Annotated in this window: 15 protein-coding genes; 12 read left to right on the forward strand and 3 right to left on the reverse strand. The window is 58.7% G+C overall.

Features of this window, described 5'->3' with window-relative positions; all coding sequences use genetic code 11:
- The first annotated feature begins 4 nt into the window (after window positions 1-4).
- The 5 genes from lpxK (at window position 5) to murB (ending at window position 3,505) form a co-directional block, all read left to right on the forward strand.
- Window positions 5-1,012, forward strand: a complete 1,008-nt coding sequence (gene lpxK, locus TMS3_RS21730; RefSeq protein ID WP_025167407.1) for a tetraacyldisaccharide 4'-kinase — start codon at window positions 5-7, stop codon at window positions 1,010-1,012.
- A gap of 62 nt (window positions 1,013-1,074) precedes the next feature.
- A complete protein-coding gene (locus tag TMS3_RS21735) occupies window positions 1,075-1,260 on the forward strand; it encodes a Trm112 family protein (protein ID WP_025167408.1) in 186 nt (61 codons plus the stop codon).
- Window positions 1,261-2,025: a 3-deoxy-manno-octulosonate cytidylyltransferase gene (gene kdsB / locus TMS3_RS21740; RefSeq protein WP_025167409.1), complete on the forward strand. Its 765-nt coding sequence runs from the start codon at window positions 1,261-1,263 to the stop codon at window positions 2,023-2,025.
- Window positions 2,025-2,489 (forward strand): low molecular weight protein-tyrosine-phosphatase, encoded by a 465-nt coding sequence (locus TMS3_RS21745; RefSeq protein ID WP_025167410.1) that lies wholly within the window; start codon window positions 2,025-2,027, stop codon window positions 2,487-2,489. Before kdsB ends, TMS3_RS21745 begins: the two co-directional genes overlap by 1 nt.
- A complete protein-coding gene (murB, locus tag TMS3_RS21750; protein WP_025167411.1) occupies window positions 2,486-3,505 on the forward strand; it encodes a UDP-N-acetylmuramate dehydrogenase in 1,020 nt (339 codons plus the stop codon). Before TMS3_RS21745 ends, murB begins: the two co-directional genes overlap by 4 nt.
- Before the next feature lie 78 nt (window positions 3,506-3,583).
- Here murB and TMS3_RS21755 read toward each other — a convergent pair.
- Window positions 3,584-4,806 (reverse strand): IS3 family transposase gene (locus TMS3_RS21755; RefSeq protein WP_200929743.1). Its coding sequence is split into 2 segments (ribosomal slippage): window positions 3,584-4,455 and window positions 4,455-4,806, totalling 1,224 coding nucleotides; the frame shifts between segments, so codons are not numbered across the junction.
- 114 nt (window positions 4,807-4,920) lie between these two features.
- Window positions 4,921-8,007, reverse strand: a complete 3,087-nt coding sequence (gene rne / locus TMS3_RS21765; RefSeq protein ID WP_025167414.1) for a ribonuclease E — start codon at window positions 8,005-8,007, stop codon at window positions 4,921-4,923.
- Window positions 8,008-8,587: 580 nt separating this feature from the next.
- Between rne and rluC the strand changes: the two genes are divergently transcribed.
- From rluC to TMS3_RS21780, 3 genes are read left to right on the forward strand one after another with little or no spacing between them, the layout of a single operon-like run.
- A complete protein-coding gene (gene rluC, locus TMS3_RS21770; protein WP_025167415.1) occupies window positions 8,588-9,541 on the forward strand; it encodes a 23S rRNA pseudouridine(955/2504/2580) synthase RluC in 954 nt (317 codons plus the stop codon).
- Entirely contained in the window at window positions 9,534-10,229 is a 696-nt protein-coding gene (locus TMS3_RS21775; RefSeq protein WP_025167416.1) for an HAD-IA family hydrolase, read from the forward strand. Before rluC ends, TMS3_RS21775 begins: the two co-directional genes overlap by 8 nt.
- Window positions 10,219-11,199 carry a S49 family peptidase gene (locus tag TMS3_RS21780; RefSeq protein WP_025167417.1) on the forward strand — a complete coding sequence of 327 codons (981 nt, stop codon included), beginning with the start codon at window positions 10,219-10,221 and terminating at the stop codon, window positions 11,197-11,199. The genes TMS3_RS21775 and TMS3_RS21780 overlap by 11 nt, the downstream gene beginning before the upstream one ends.
- Before the next feature lie 72 nt (window positions 11,200-11,271).
- On the opposite strand, the gene TMS3_RS21785 is transcribed toward TMS3_RS21780, so the two are convergent.
- Window positions 11,272-11,850 carry a Maf family protein gene (locus TMS3_RS21785; RefSeq protein ID WP_025167418.1) on the reverse strand — a complete coding sequence of 193 codons (579 nt, stop codon included), beginning with the start codon at window positions 11,848-11,850 and terminating at the stop codon, window positions 11,272-11,274.
- Between the two features lie 105 nt (window positions 11,851-11,955).
- On the opposite strand from TMS3_RS21785, the gene TMS3_RS21790 reads away from it, so the two are divergent.
- The 4 genes from TMS3_RS21790 (at window position 11,956) to fabD (ending at window position 14,737) form a co-directional block, all read left to right on the forward strand.
- A complete protein-coding gene (locus TMS3_RS21790; RefSeq protein WP_025167419.1) occupies window positions 11,956-12,483 on the forward strand; it encodes a YceD family protein in 528 nt (175 codons plus the stop codon).
- A 13-nt stretch (window positions 12,484-12,496) separates the two neighbouring features.
- On the forward strand, window positions 12,497-12,679 hold the full coding sequence (gene rpmF, locus TMS3_RS21795) for a 50S ribosomal protein L32 (RefSeq protein WP_025167420.1): 183 nt from the start codon (window positions 12,497-12,499) through the stop codon (window positions 12,677-12,679).
- Window positions 12,680-12,682: 3 nt separating this feature from the next.
- Complete coding sequence (plsX, locus tag TMS3_RS21800; protein ID WP_083491819.1) at window positions 12,683-13,693, forward strand: phosphate acyltransferase PlsX; 1,011 nt, start codon at window positions 12,683-12,685, stop codon at window positions 13,691-13,693.
- 105 nt (window positions 13,694-13,798) lie between these two features.
- The gene (fabD, locus tag TMS3_RS21805; RefSeq protein ID WP_025167422.1) at window positions 13,799-14,737 is read left to right on the forward strand and encodes an ACP S-malonyltransferase; all 939 of its coding nucleotides are present in this window, start codon (window positions 13,799-13,801) and stop codon (window positions 14,735-14,737) included.
- The last annotated feature ends 1 nt before the right edge of the window (window position 14,738 follow it).

Raw genomic sequence — 14,738 nt, forward strand, 5'->3', positions numbered from 1 at the left:
GTTGATGGCTTCGTTGTCCGAGCGTCTGCTATCTGCCTGGTACGCCGGTCATCCGGCGCTTACCTTATTGCGCCCGCTGGAGCTGCTCTACCGCCAAGTTGTACGGCGCAAGCGCGCCCGCTTCCTGGCGGGAGAGGGGGATATTTACCGTGCTCCGGTTCCGCTGCTGGTGGTGGGAAATATCACCGTCGGCGGCACCGGGAAAACTCCGCTGATTCTCTGGTTGATCGAGCATTGCCAGAGGCATGGCCTGAAGGTCGGGGTGGTCAGTCGTGGTTACGGTGCTGCGCCGCCACAGCTGCCATGGCGGGTACAGGCCGATCAGGCCGCCAGCGTGGCAGGTGATGAGCCTTTGCTGATCGTGCAGCGCAGTGGCGTGCCGCTGATGATTGATCCGGATCGTGGCCGCGCGGTGCGTGCGTTGCTCGAAGCAGAATCCCTGGACTTGATCCTCAGTGACGATGGCCTGCAGCACTACCGTCTGGCTCGCGACCTGGAATTGGTGTTGATCGACGCGACGCGGGGTCTGGGCAATCGGCGCTGCCTGCCTGCCGGGCCGCTGCGGGAGCCGGTCGAGCGTCTGCAGAGTGTCGATGCATTGCTCTACAACGGCGCCGTCAGCGATCCAGAAGACGGCTATGCCTTCAGCTTGCGGCCCCGCGTGCTGGTCAATTTGCGCAGTGGCGAGCAGCGCCCGCTGACGCATTTTCCGCCGCAACAACACCTGCATGCCGTGGCCGGCATCGGCAATCCACAGCGTTTCTTCAATACGCTGGAGGCGCTAAACTGGCGGGCGATTCCCCATGCTTTTGCCGACCATGCGCAGTACAGCCCTGAGCTGCTGGATTTCAGTCCTGAGCATCCTGTGCTGATGACGGAAAAAGACGCGGTGAAGTGCCGGGCTTTCGCTGCTGAGAACTGGTGGTACCTGGCGGTGGATGCCGAGCCTTCTGTGGCTTTTATCACCTGGTTCGATGCGCAACTGGCCCGTTTGCTGTCGCGCACCGAATAATTCTGCATGGCGTTGGACACCTGGTGTCGGCCGATGCAGCCGCTTTCCTTCAAGGACCTCCCATGGACCCGAAACTACTCGATATCTTGGCCTGCCCACTGTGCAAGGGCCCGTTGAAGCTTGCCGCCGATAAAACCGAGCTGATCTGCAAGGTCGATGCTCTAGCTTTTCCCGTACGTGACGGCATTCCGGTGATGCTGGAAAGTGAAGCGCGTACCCTCAACGTCGACGAACGCCTGGATAAGTAAATGAGCACAGCTTTTACTGTGGTGATTCCTGCGCGTTTCGCCTCCAGTCGCCTGCCGGGCAAGCCTCTGCAGGAGATTGCCGGAAAACCGATGATTCAGCGCGTCTGGGAGCAGGCTTGCAAGAGCAGTGCGCAAAGGGTGGTGGTGGCGACCGACGATGCGCGGATTGTCGAGGCGTGTCGGGCCTTTGGCGCCGAGGTGCAGTTAACCCGCGCCGAGCATAATTCCGGTACCGATCGCCTCGCCGAAGTGGCCACTGCATTGAGGCTGGCCGCCGACGCCATCGTGGTCAACGTGCAGGGGGACGAGCCGCTGATCCCTCCTGCGATTATCGATCAGGTGGCGGCCAACCTGGCGGCTCACCCAGAGGCGGCAATTGCCACCCTGGCCGAGCCGATCGAGGAGGCCGCCGCTCTGTTCAATCCGAATGTGGTCAAGGTGGCGACGGACCTTAATGGCCTGGCGCTGACCTTCAGTCGTGCTCCGTTACCCTGGGCCCGCGATGCGTTTGCCAGCGGCCGCGATCAGCTACCGCAGGATGTGCCCTATCGCCGACACATCGGTATCTACGCCTATCGCACACAGTTCTTGCATGATTTCGTCGCCTGGGGGCCTTGCTGGTTGGAGGATACCGAGTGCCTGGAACAACTGCGTGCCTTGTGGCACGGCGTGCGCATCCATGTCGCTGACGCGCTGCAAGCGCCGCCGGCTGGTGTCGATACGGCGGAAGATCTCGAGCGCGTGCGCCGACTCCTGGGGGCTTGATGCGGGTTTTGTTTGTCTGTCTGGGCAATATCTGCCGCTCGCCCACTGCCGAAGGCGTGTTGCGCCACAAGTTGCGTGAGGCGGGCTTGGCCGATCGTATTGAGGTCGATTCTGCTGGTACGGGCGACTGGCATGTCGGCAAGGCGCCGGATGTTCGCACTCGGCTGGCAGCGCAGCACCGCGGCTATGATCTCGCGACCTTGCGTGGTCGCCAGGTTTCGACGAGCGACTTCGCTCGGTTCGATCTGATTCTGGCCATGGACAACAGCAATCTGAGTCATCTGCACAGCCTGCGTCCCGACAACAGCTCTGCCGAGCTCGATCTATTCCTACGCCGTTATCAATTGGCCTTGGACGAGGTGCCCGATCCTTATTACGGCGGCGAGCAGGGCTTCGAGCAGGTATTGGATCTGATTGAGCAGGCCAGTGATGCATTGTTGGTCGAGCTGAAGGGGCGTCTATGAGTTTGTCTGTGCAGGAGCGAGTCTCGCTCAAGGCGCATAACAGCTTCGCGGTTGAGGTATCGGCGCGTGAATTTGCCGAGGCGCATAACGATGAGCAGGTGCGCGAGGCGTTGGCCTATGCGTCTGGGAAGGGGTTGCCGTTGTTGCTGCTCGGCGGCGGCAGCAACCTGCTGTTGACTGCTGATGTCGAGGCGTTGGTGCTGCGCATGGTCAGCCGCGGTATTCGTGTATTGCACGACGACGGCGAGCAGGTGCTGGTCGAGTCGGAGGCCGGCGAGCCTTGGCACCCTTTCGTGCAGTGGACGTTGCAACGGGGCTTGGTCGGGCTGGAAAACCTCAGCCTGATCCCGGGTACGGTTGGTGCGGCGCCGATGCAGAATATCGGCGCCTACGGCGTCGAGTTGAAGGACGTGTTTGCCGGACTGACGGCGCTGGATCGCCAAACTGGCGAGCTGCGTGAGTTTACCCTGAGCGACTGCGCCTTTGCCTATCGTGACAGCCTATTCAAGCGCGAGCCTGGGCGCTGGGTGATTTTGCGGGTGCGCTTTGCCTTGAGTCGCACGGCACCTCTGCATCTGGACTACGGTCCGGTGCGTCAGCGATTGAGTGAGCAGGGCGTCGATGTGCCGACTGCAGTCGATGTCAGTCGGGCGATCTGTGCGGTTCGCAGTGAGAAATTGCCAGATCCGGCCGTGCTGGGTAATGCCGGCAGCTTTTTCAAGAACCCCCTGGTTTCAGCCGAACTGGCGCAGCGCCTGGGGCGTGAATACCCAGGCCTGGTGGCCTACCCGCAAGCGGATGGGCGGGTGAAGTTGGCTGCGGGCTGGTTGATCGAGCGAGCTGGCTGGAAAGGGTTTCGCGAGGGTGATGCCGGTGTGCATCGGCTGCAAGCCTTGGTGCTGGTCAATTATGGTCAGGCTACGGGATTACAGCTGTTGGCGCTGGCGCAGCGTATTCAGGCCGATATAGTTCAGCGGTTTTCGCTTGAGTTGGAGATTGAGCCTAACGTGCTCTGAGCTCTATCGGCTTGATGGTTGGCCCATTGAGGGTTTGCCACTGTCTAGTCCTGAAATAGGTTTACACCTGTTTCACTCTCAAAACGCCCGGTGCACCGCATCGGGCGTTTTGTATTTCAAGGCCAGATGTGGCCGCTCTTCGTTATAAATAGCCACCGATTCGCCCACCATCTTCCGAGCCTCTGCCAGGTCTTTTGGCCGACGCAGCAGGAATTCCATCTTCAAAATACCGTTCACTCGCTCGGCCATCGCGTTTTGGTAACAGTCGTACCCGTCGGTCATTGAACAGGTAATGCCATGCTTGATGTGCAACTGCTGATAAAGGTCTGAGCAGTACTGGGCGCCGCGGTCAGAATGATGGATCAGAGGTTGGTCTGTTTCTCTCTCGCTGACAGCGCTCTTCAGAGCCTTGAGCACCGACTCCGTGTGCAACGTCTCATGCACGTGATGCCCTACGATTTTGCGTGAGAAGGCATCGGTCACCAGGCTTAGGTACGCTACATTTTCCTGGGTCGGCAGGTAGGTTATGTCGGCGACCCAAACTTGTTCAGGGCCCGTAGCAACAACCTGTGCTGGGCCGTCTTTTAGCAGATTGGGATGGCGTCGGAAGCGATGATGGCTGTGGGTGGTTTTGTGATAAGCACGTTTGCGTGGCACCAGTTCACGCGCCTCTCGCAGGATTGTGAACAACCGATCTCGCCCGACTTGCAGCGATGTTCTAGCTTCAATATGCAGTAAATGGTGCAGCTTGCGCGTTCCTAGCCGGGGCTGGCGGCGACGCTTTTCCAAGACAAAATCCAGCACGCCTTGATCGTGTTGGGCGAGGGCCTCGTATGCCCGGATTCGCTTGTAATAAGCCTGGCGCGAAATTTCCATAAACAGGCAAGCCCTAGTGATGCTCAGGCCTTCGATTTGCCCTTGCGAGAGGACTTGCTGGGTCGCTTTTTTACGATAGAAACGCCGTAGTCGTTTTTCAGAACGTTCACGACAGCTTCAAAAAATTGAGCCTTCTGGTTGCTCATCGTGAGCTGTTCTTCAAGCTCCTTGATCCGCTGCTCAGGCGTCAGTGGTGTGGATGACTTGTGCACGGCGCGGGTTCTCTGAACTCGAATGGATGCGCCTTGGCTCCAGTCCTGTCGACCATGTTTGCGTAACCAAACCAGCACTGTCGACCTACCCTGGATGCCATAGCGGGTTTGAGCGTCTTTATAACTCAACTCGCCTTTTTCAACTTGATCTACAACCGCCAATTTAAAAGTCAAGGTGTAATCGCGCTGACTGCGCCTTTTCCCCGAATCCATTGCGCCCTCCTGAAAATAGGTCAGAAGGTGTAAACCTTATTCAGGACGGGACACACACACACATAAAAAAGGGGATGCCGAAGCATCCCCTTTTTTTCATGTCGCTGAATAGCTTCAGGCGTGTGGTTTAACCGCGCGCTCAGTCTCTTGCTGTTCAGTTTCAGCGTCTGCTTCGCTGGTAGCGGTGCTGTCTGATTCGGCAGCCTGGTTGGCTGGCGTCTCAGTTGCAGCCTGAGCTTTAGGCTCGGCTGACTCGCTGTTTTCGTCAGCGGTCTGGCTTTCTGCTACGGGATTGGCAACTGCTTCAGCCTGGGCTTCGCTAGCTTCCTCAGCGTTGGCTTCGGCTTGCACCGGCACCGGGGCTTCGGCTGCTTCGCGAGCCAGGCGCTCGGCTTCACGCTTACGCCGACGCACTTCGCGCGGGTCGTTTGGAGCGCGTCCGCCGGTGGTGACCACGGTCGGCGCCACTTCGGCTGCAGTTACGGCCTCCTCGGCAGGTTCAGCCGCGGTGGTGTCAACGCTCGCTTCGGCCTGCGCTTCATGGGCGATTTCTGCAGGCGCTTGCTCGACCTCTGCTGCAGTTTCGTTTACTTGACTAGCAGGGGCTTCGGTCGCAGTCGGCGTTTCGACTTCGGTAACCTGGGCCTCTTTCACGTCCACAGTTACTTCGGCGGTTTCATTGCTGACGTTACTGACCGCCTCGGCTGCAGCTGCTTCACGTACGGGCTCTGCTGCTTCCTCGGTTGTCTGCTCGGCCACTGTCGGTTCAGCAGTCGCGTCTGCACTGCTCGCGAGCGTGACGGCGGCAGCGGTTGCCGCGGCGGCAGGCAGAACCGAGGCTTCGCTGTTGCTTTCAGTGCCTTCTTCGGCGCTTTCAATCAGATTGCCATTGGCATCACGCTGGCGCTCACGGCGGTTACTGCGACGACGCTGGCCACGTGAACGGCGGCGGGGGCGTTCGCCTTCGGTATTATCCTGCTCCTCGTCCTGTAGTTGCTCCTCGTTCGGCAGCGCTTCTTCTGCTTCGGCTTCTACTTTAGGAGCCTGTTCGGTGCGTGGCTGGCGTTCTTCACGTGGTGGGCGCGGCTGGCGCGGCTCACGCTGAGGGCGTTCTGCGCGAGCTTCTTCGCTAGCGGTTTCAGGGGCGTCGAGGGGGGCACGCAGCTCACGTGGTTGGCGCTCTTCGCGTGGTTTGCGATCGCGGCCTTCGCGCGGCTCACGTGGTGGGCGTGCCTGGCGGACTTCCTGTGGCTCACGAACCTCTACGTTTTCACGTGGTTGACGCTCTTCGCGCGGGGCGCGAGGCGCGCGCTCTTCACGAGGCTGACGCTCTTCGCGGGGCGCGCGCTCTTCACGGGGCTTGCGCTCTTCGTCGCGACGACCGCCGCGGCTGCGATTTTGCTGGCGACCATTGCGGCGCTCATCATTGCGCTGTGGGCGCTCGCTGGCTTTCTTCTCTACAACTGGTGCGGGCTTTTCTTCTTCCTTGCCGGCAAACAGGCTAACCAGTGACTTGACCAGGCCTTTGAAGAGGCTGGGTTCGGTCGCAGCTTTCTGCGGCTCAGCGGCTACGGGGGAGGCTGGCTCGACCGGTGTTGGTGCAGCGGTGCGCTGCGGTGCGGTTTTGATTGCCGCTTCCTGGCGTACCAGGGTGCGGGTAGCGCTGGTCTCAACGACCTCTTCCACTTCAGTCGTGGCAATTTCGTAGCTGGACTGATTGGTCTGGGCTTCAGGGCTGTCGTCGCGGATGCGTTGAACTTCGAAGTGGGGCGTTTCCAGGTGATCGTTCGGCAGGATCACGATGCGCGCACGAGTACGCAGTTCGATTTTAGTAATCGAGTTACGCTTTTCGTTGAGCAGGAACGCGGCGACCGGGATTGGCACCTGGGCGCGAACTTCGGCGGTGCGATCCTTCAGGGCTTCTTCTTCGATCAGGCGCAGGATTGCCAGCGACAGCGACTCGACATCGCGAATGATGCCTTGGCCGTTGCAGCGAGGGCAGACGATACCACTGCTTTCGCCCAGCGAGGGACGCAGGCGCTGACGCGACATTTCCAGCAGGCCGAAACGCGAGATCCGACCAACTTGTACACGGGCGCGATCAGCTTCGAGGCTTTCGCGGACTTTTTCTTCCACGGCGCGCTGATTCTTCGCCGGGGTCATGTCGATGAAGTCGATGACGATCAGGCCGCCGATGTCGCGCAGGCGCAACTGGCGGGCGATCTCTTCAGCAGCTTCGAGGTTGGTCTGCAGGGCAGTTTCCTCGATGTCGCTGCCTTTGGTGGCGCGGGCCGAGTTGATGTCGATCGAGACCAGGGCTTCAGTCGGGTCGATAAAGATCGAACCACCGGACGGCAGTTTGACTTCGCGCTGGAAGGCGGTTTCGATCTGGCTTTCGATCTGGAAGCGGTTGAACAGCGGAACGCTGTCTTCATACAGCTTGATCTTGCTGGCGTACTGCGGCATCACCTGGTTGATGAAACTCAGGGCTTCCTGTTGTGCTTCGACGCTGTCGACCAGCACTTCGCCGATGTCCTGACGCAGGTAGTCGCGGATGGCGCGGATGATCACATTGCTTTCCTGGTAGATCAGGAAAGGCGCGGCACGATCCAGCGAGGCCTCTTTAATGGCGCCCCATAGTTGCAGCAGGTAATCGAGGTCCCACTGCATCTCTTCGCTGGAGCGACCGAGGCCGGCGGTGCGTACGATCAGGCCCATGTCCACCGGGGCGTTGAGGCCGTTCAGCGCTTCGCGCAGTTCATTACGCTCTTCGCCTTCGATGCGGCGGGAGATGCCACCGGCGCGCGGGTTGTTCGGCATCAGTACCAGGTAACGGCCGGCCAGGCTGATGAAGGTGGTCAGGGCTGCGCCCTTATTGCCACGCTCTTCTTTTTCGACCTGAACGATGACTTCCTGGCCCTCTTTAAGCACGTCCTTGATATTGACGCGCCCTTCGGGAGCCTTGCTGAAGTACTCGCGGGAGATTTCTTTGAGGGGAAGGAAGCCGTGGCGCTCTGAGCCGAAGTCGACGAAGGCGGCTTCGAGGCTAGGCTCGACGCGAGTGATGCGGCCTTTATAAATGTTGGCCTTTTTCTGCTCGCGGGCGCCCGATTCGATGTCCAGGTCGTACAGGCGTTGGCCGTCGACCAGAGCAACGCGCAACTCTTCGGGTTGAGTTGCGTTAATCAGCATTCTTTTCATGTAGTACCGTCGGTTTCCGGTGCTTCCGGAAGCGGCGTTCGGCACACACGACTCTCAGGGTCGGTGTCAGGCGCGTCAGAAACGGTCGTAAAGCGTTTCAGTGTCAAGCGACGGTCAGCCAATTGGGCTGGGCCGCGACGGACGTCTCCTGCTCGCTGTTGTGACAGAAAGCACTAAGTCAGGAGGAGGAATCAATTGCTGGTAGCGGACGAGATAAAGCGTCTTGGTAAAGCTAATTGCTACGCAGACCAGCAGTTGTACATCTCCACCCTACACGTATCGCTGAAAATCTTGTGCCGCTCGCAGAATCCGTAGCGGGTTGGCATTTATCGCAACCGTCCAATGGGGATGGCTGCGCATCTATGTGTTAAGGCTTTATTTCCGAACTCTTCGAGGGGCCTTCGCGGCCTTTCAATCTCTGAAGAACCCGTCGGACGGCCTCGCGTCCTGAATGGGTTGCGTTGGTTGGGGATGGCAGTTTTGGCGATCATCCGCAAACCAGGCCGCTTTTGGCGGCGTTCGCGACTATAGCAGTAATGATTAAGTGCTTCAAATCCATAAAAATTGTTATTATCGCCGGATGACAACTCCTGCCCTTCCAACCTCCGGCGTTCAGCTGCTCGAGGTTGCGCCGGAACTCGCCGGCCAGCGTATCGATAACTTTCTTCGCACTCGACTCAAGGGTGTGCCCAAGACATTGATTTACCGCATTTTGCGTAAAGGCGAAGTGCGCGTGAATAAAGGTCGGATCAAGCCAGAGTATAAGTTGCAGGCCGGCGATATTGTTCGCGTGCCGCCTTTGCGTCTGGCTGAGCGGGACGAGCCGGCGCCGTTGGCGCACGGGCTGCTTGCGCGGCTTGAGGCGGCAGTGGTGTATGAAGATAAGGCGCTGATTGTGCTGAATAAGCCGGCCGGTATTGCTGTGCATGGTGGCAGTGGCTTGGATTATGGGGTCATCGAGGCGTTTCGCCAGTTGCGTCCAGATGCCAAGGAGTTGGAGTTGGTGCATCGTCTCGATCGCGACACCTCTGGACTGCTGATGATTGCCAAAAGGCGCAGCATGTTGCGTCATTTGCATGAGGCCCTGCGCGGCGATGGTGTGGACAAGCGTTATATGGCGTTGGTGCGCGGCCACTGGGCAACCGCCAAGAAGCGAGTCAATGCGCCCTTGCAGAAGAGCAATCTGCGCTCAGGGGAGCGCATGGTTGAGGTTAATGATGAGGGTAAGGAGGCGCTGACTCTGTTTCGCGTGCTGCGCCGTTTTGGCGAGTTCGCCACTCTGGTGGAGGCCAAGCCGGTGACCGGTCGTACTCACCAGATTCGTGTGCATGCTCAGCATGCTGGGCACTGCATTGCGGGTGACAGCAAGTACGGTGATGACGGCTTTACTCGCGAAATTCGTGAGCTGGGTGGCAAGCGTCTGTTTTTGCATGCTTATGAGTTGGTCGTACCCTTGCCGGATGGTGGTGAGTTGCGGTTGGAGGCGCCGGTCGATGAGGTGTGGGCGCGCACGTTGGAGCGTCTGAGTGTCTGATTATCGACTGCTGATCTTCGATTGGGATGGCACCTTGGTCGATTCAATCGGTCGTATCGTCGAGGCGATGCATTGCGCGGCCGATGCGTGCGGTCTTGAGCGACGAAGCGATGCTCGAGTCAAAGGCATTATCGGGCTCGGAGTGCCTGAGGCGATTAATAGCCTGTATCCGGAGCTTGTCGAATCGGCATGCGTCGAGCGCTTTCGCCACAGCTACAGTGAGCATTATCTGGCTCTTGAGCAGGAGCCGTCAGCCTTGTTTCCAGGGGTCGCCGAGGCGCTGGAGGCATTCCGTTCTGCAGGTTACCGCTTGGCAGTGGCGACGGGTAAGGGGCGGCATGGATTGCAGAGGGTGCTGGCAGGGCAGGGGTGGTTGAATTATTTCGATACCACTCGCTGCGCGGACGAGACAGCGAGCAAGCCGGACCCGCTTATGCTGGAAGAAATTCTGGCGCATTGTGGTGTCGCGGCGAATCAGGCCTTGATGGTGGGTGATTCATCCTTCGATTTGCTTATGGCGCGGCGTGCTGGGATTGACTCAGTGGCGGTTGGTTACGGCGCAATGTCTTTGGCGGCCTTGCGTGAGCATGAGCCTAAGCTGGCGATAGAGAGTTTTATGGAGTTGCGTGCTTGGCTTGAGCGGTGCGCAGATGGGCAACCAGTTGAGGTGGGTGGTTATGGCGGATGAATGGAAAGCATCGGCGGCGGTAGAGGGTGACGATAGAAGTTGGAAGTTGCTGGAGAAAGCCCTGCTGGCTAGTGTGCAAGAGCAGCGTCGAGCTCGACGCTGGGGGATATTCTTCAAGTTGCTGGTCGTTGTGTACCTGTTTGCTGGGCTTGCGTTACTTGCCCCGCTGTTCAATCTGCAGAAAGGTGTTGCGGGTAGTGGCAGCCATACTGCGCTGATTGAGGTGCGCGGAATGATCGCTGATCAGGAGGCCGCCAGTGCCGACAATATTGTCGGCAGTCTGCGTGCGGCTTTTGAAGATGCCAATACCAAGGGTGTGATCCTGCGCATTAACAGCCCGGGTGGCAGTCCGGTGCAGTCGGGCTATATCTACGATGAAATTCGCCGGCTGCGTGTGGAATATCCGGCGATCAAGCTATATGCCGTGATCAGTGACCTCGGTGCCTCGGGTGCTTATTACATCGCCAGTGCGGCAGACCAGATTTATGCCGACAAGGCCAGCTTGGTCGGGTCTATCGGGGTGACGGCTGCCGGTTTTGGTTTTGTCGGGGTGATGGAAAAGTTGGGTGTCGACCGTCGGGTTTACACCTCGGGTGAGCACAAGGCCTTTCTCGATCCGTTCCAGCCGCCCAAGGAGGAAGAGGCGCGCTTCTGGCAGGGGGTTCTGGAGACCACGCATCGCCAGTTTATCGACAGCGTCAAGCAGGGGCGTGGTGAACGGTTGAAGGTTGATGGGCACCCTGAGCTGTTTTCGGGGTTGGTGTGGTCGGGGGAGCAGGCATTAAAGCTCGGCTTGGTTGACGCGCTGGGTAACACCAGTTACGTAGCGCGAGAAGTGATCGGCGAAAAAGAGCTGGTTGATTTCACGGTGCAGGAATCTTCCTTTGACCGGTTTGCGAAAAAGCTCGGTGCGAGTGTTGCCGAGCATCTGGCTATCTGGATGGGCTTTCAAGGGCCTGCATTGCGCTAGGTTCGACTAAAGTCTGTGGAAGCCCGGCCTTGGTCGGGCTTCTTCATTTATAGGGTGGGTTATCGGAAGGTGTCATGGGATGTCGATGCCGGCGTCGTGCAGCATGTCCACCAGGCGGATCAGGGGTAGGCCGATCAGGCTGTTGGCGTCAGAGCCTTCGGTGTGGCGAAACAGGCTGACACCCAGGCCTTCGGCTTTGAAGCTGCCTGCACAGTCGTAAGGCTGTTCGGCTTGCAGGTAGCGAGTGATTTGCGCTTCCGACAGTTCGCGGAAGTGCACGGTAAAGGGTATGCAGTCAGTCTGGTGGAGCCCGCTCTCGCTGTTGAGCAGGGTGAGGCTCGTCAGGAAGGTGACGCTGTTGCCGCTGGCGGCCTGTAGTTGTTCGAGGGCGCGCTCGAATGTGTGGGGTTTGCCGAGGATCTGTCGGTCGAGCACGGCGACTTGATCTGAGCCGATGATCAGGTGCTTCGGGTGTGTTGCGCTGAGTGCCTGTGCCTTTGCTTCGGCTAGTCGACGAACCAGGTTGTGAGCGTCTTCATTGGGCTGGCGGCTTTCGTCTATTGCGGGTGCGCTCCAAGTGAAAGGGATGCGCAGGCGCGACAGTAATTTGCGGCGGTAGGGTGAGCTGGATGCGAGCACCAGGGGTAGCATGGGCTTCTCCTTATATAGGGTGGCGATTTTAGCGGTTGGTCTGGGTGCTGGACAGGCTGAATTTCCTTTGACAGGGGGTGGTCTCATCCCTAGAATGCGGCGCCTATGTCGAATGGTCCGATTCCACCTCACGTTGATCCGCGCAAATTGGCTGATCGCACTACCATCCTTGAGGGTGTGGTGCCGCTTGCCGATTTAAAGCGACTTTGCGATCCGCTTGCCGATAATCACGGTATGGTGCGTGCGAAGTTTTTCTTCGAGCGCGACGAGCGTAACGCTGTGGTTTTCCATAGTGAGCTCGCGGTTGAGGTCAGTATGGTTTGTCAGCGTTGTCTGGAGCTGGTCGCTCTGCCGATCCAAAGCGCGTGTGATTACGCTGTGGTGAAGGAGGGTGCGAATACCCAGTCCGTGCCGAAAGGCTATGACGTACTGGAGTTGGGTGAGGAACCCTTGGATCTGCTGGCGTTGGTTGAGGAGGAGCTGTTGCTCGCCTTGCCCATTATTCCGGCCCATGACCCAAAAGATTGCCAGCAACCGGCCGGCCTCGAAGAGCCCGAGTCGAGTGAGGACGAGGTAACGCGGTCCAACCCGTTCAGTGTATTGGCACAGTTAAAGCGTGACCCAAACGTTTAGGAGTTAATTAGTTATGGCTGTTCAGCAGAACAAAAAATCCCGTTCCGCCCGCGACATGCGTCGTTCGCACGACGCCCTTGAGGGTAACGCTCTGTCCGTTGAGAAGAGCACCGGTGAAGTTCACCTGCGTCACCACGTATCGCCGGAAGGTGTTTACCGTGGTCGCAAAGTGATCGATAAGGGCGCTGACGAGTAAACCTTGTCCGCTCCGATCATCGCGATTGATGCAATGGGTGGGGACTTCGGTCCCCACTGCATTGTTCCGGCCAGTATTGCCTGTCTGGCTGAATACCCCTCGCTGCATCTGGTCCTTGTCGGCCAAGCTCCTCTAATTGAAGATTTGATTGCCCAGAGCCCTGGAGTCGATCGTGCGCGTCTGCATGTCGAGCATGCCGGTGAGGTGATCGCTATGGGCGAGCCACCGGCGCAGGCGTTGCGCGGTAAGCCGGATTCGTCGATGCGTATCGCGCTGGAGTTATTGCGTGATGGGCGGGTTCAGGCGTGTGTCAGTGCCGGCAATACCGGTGCCTTGATGGCCCTGTCGCGTTATGTGTTGAAAACCCTGCCGGGTGTTGATCGTCCGGCAATGATGGCGGCTATTCCGACGCAGAGTGGTTGTTGTCAATTGCTCGATTTGGGTGCCAATGTCGATTGTAGTGCCGAGCACCTCTATCAGTTTGCGCTGATGGGGTCGGTGGCAGCTGAGGTGTTGGGGGTTGTCAGCCCACGGGTGGCGCTCCTCAATGTGGGTAGTGAAGATAATAAGGGCAATCAGCAGGTAAAGCTGGCTGCCAGTTTGTTGCAGCAGGCTGTTGGTTTGAATTACATCGGCTTTGTCGAAGGTGATGGGCTTTATCGCGGTGCGGCCGATGTGCTGGTGTGCGATGGTTTCGTTGGTAATGTCTTGCTCAAGTCCAGTGAGGGCTTGGCTGCGATGATTTCCGCGCGAGCCGAGTCGCTGTTCAAGGAAAGCCTGGCTTCTCGTGTGGTCGGCTCTTTGGCGTTGCCATTCTTGCGCCGACTGCGGGCTGATCTTGCGCCCGCACAGTACAACGGGGCGAGTTTTCTTGGGTTGCAAGGTATCGTTGTGAAAAGCCATGGCGCAGCGGGGCAGGAGGGCTTTAAAAGCGCTATTCGCCGAACTTTGACGGAGATTCATGAGGATTTGCCGCAGCGTCTGCATGGTCGCCTCGAGGATCTCTTGCTCTAGGATGTGACCGCGACTGCCAGCTTGTCATCCAACTGTCAGTTTGTTGCGCTTGGCTGTGTCAGGCGTCATTTTTTACGTCGTTAAGATTATTAGAGGCCCGATTCCATGCCTGCATCCCTCGCATTCGTCTTTCCTGGCCAAGGTTCGCAGTCTCTGGCGATGCTGGCCGAGCACGGCGCAGAGCAGAAGTCTGTTCTCGATACCTTTGCCGAAGCATCCGAGGCACTTGGTTATGACCTTTGGGCCCTGACCCAGCAAGGCCCGGAAGATCAGCTCAATCAAACAGATAAAACCCAGCCGGCAATCCTTGCTGCCTCCATCGCTTTGTGGCGTTTGTGGTTGGCCGAGGGCGGTGCGCGTCCAGCGTATGTTGCGGGTCATAGTCTAGGTGAGTACTCCGCGTTAGTGGCTGCTGGCAGTCTCGGGTTTGCCGAAGCTATAAAGCTGGTGGAGCACCGCGGTCGGTTGATGCAGCAGGCAGTGCCTTCCGGGCAGGGCGGCATGGCGGCAATTCTCGGTCTGGAGGATGCGGATGTGCTCGCGGCCTGTGCCGAGGCTGCGCAGGGTGAGGTAGTAAGTGCAGTTAATTTCAATGCGCCTGGTCAGGTAGTGATCGCTGGTGCCGCGGCCGCTGTGATGCGTGCTATCGAAGCCTGTAAGGCGCGTGGTGCCAAGCGTGCCATGCCGCTACCGGTTAGCGTGCCATCGCATTGCGAGTTGATGCGTCCGGCCGCTGAGCGTTTCACTGAGAGCGTTTCCGCCATTGCCTGGCAGGCGCCGCAGATTCCTCTGGTGCAGAACGTCAGTGCGGTCGTGGTGGCCGATCTCGATAGCCTCAAGAGCAATTTGCTGGCGCAACTGTACAGTCCTGTGCGTTGGGTCGAGTCGATGGTTTGTTTGGCGGAGCAGGGTGTGACCGATTTGGTCGAGTGTGGTCCAGGCAAGGTGTTGTCGGGGCTGAATAAGCGCTGCGTCAAAGGTATTAATACCCATAATCTGGATACCCTGAGCGCTTTCGCCGCCACGCGCGCGGCCTTGGTCTGAT

The organism is Pseudomonas taeanensis MS-3 (genome assembly GCF_000498575.2).
Classification (GTDB): Bacteria; Pseudomonadota; Gammaproteobacteria; order Pseudomonadales; family Pseudomonadaceae; genus Aquipseudomonas; species Aquipseudomonas taeanensis.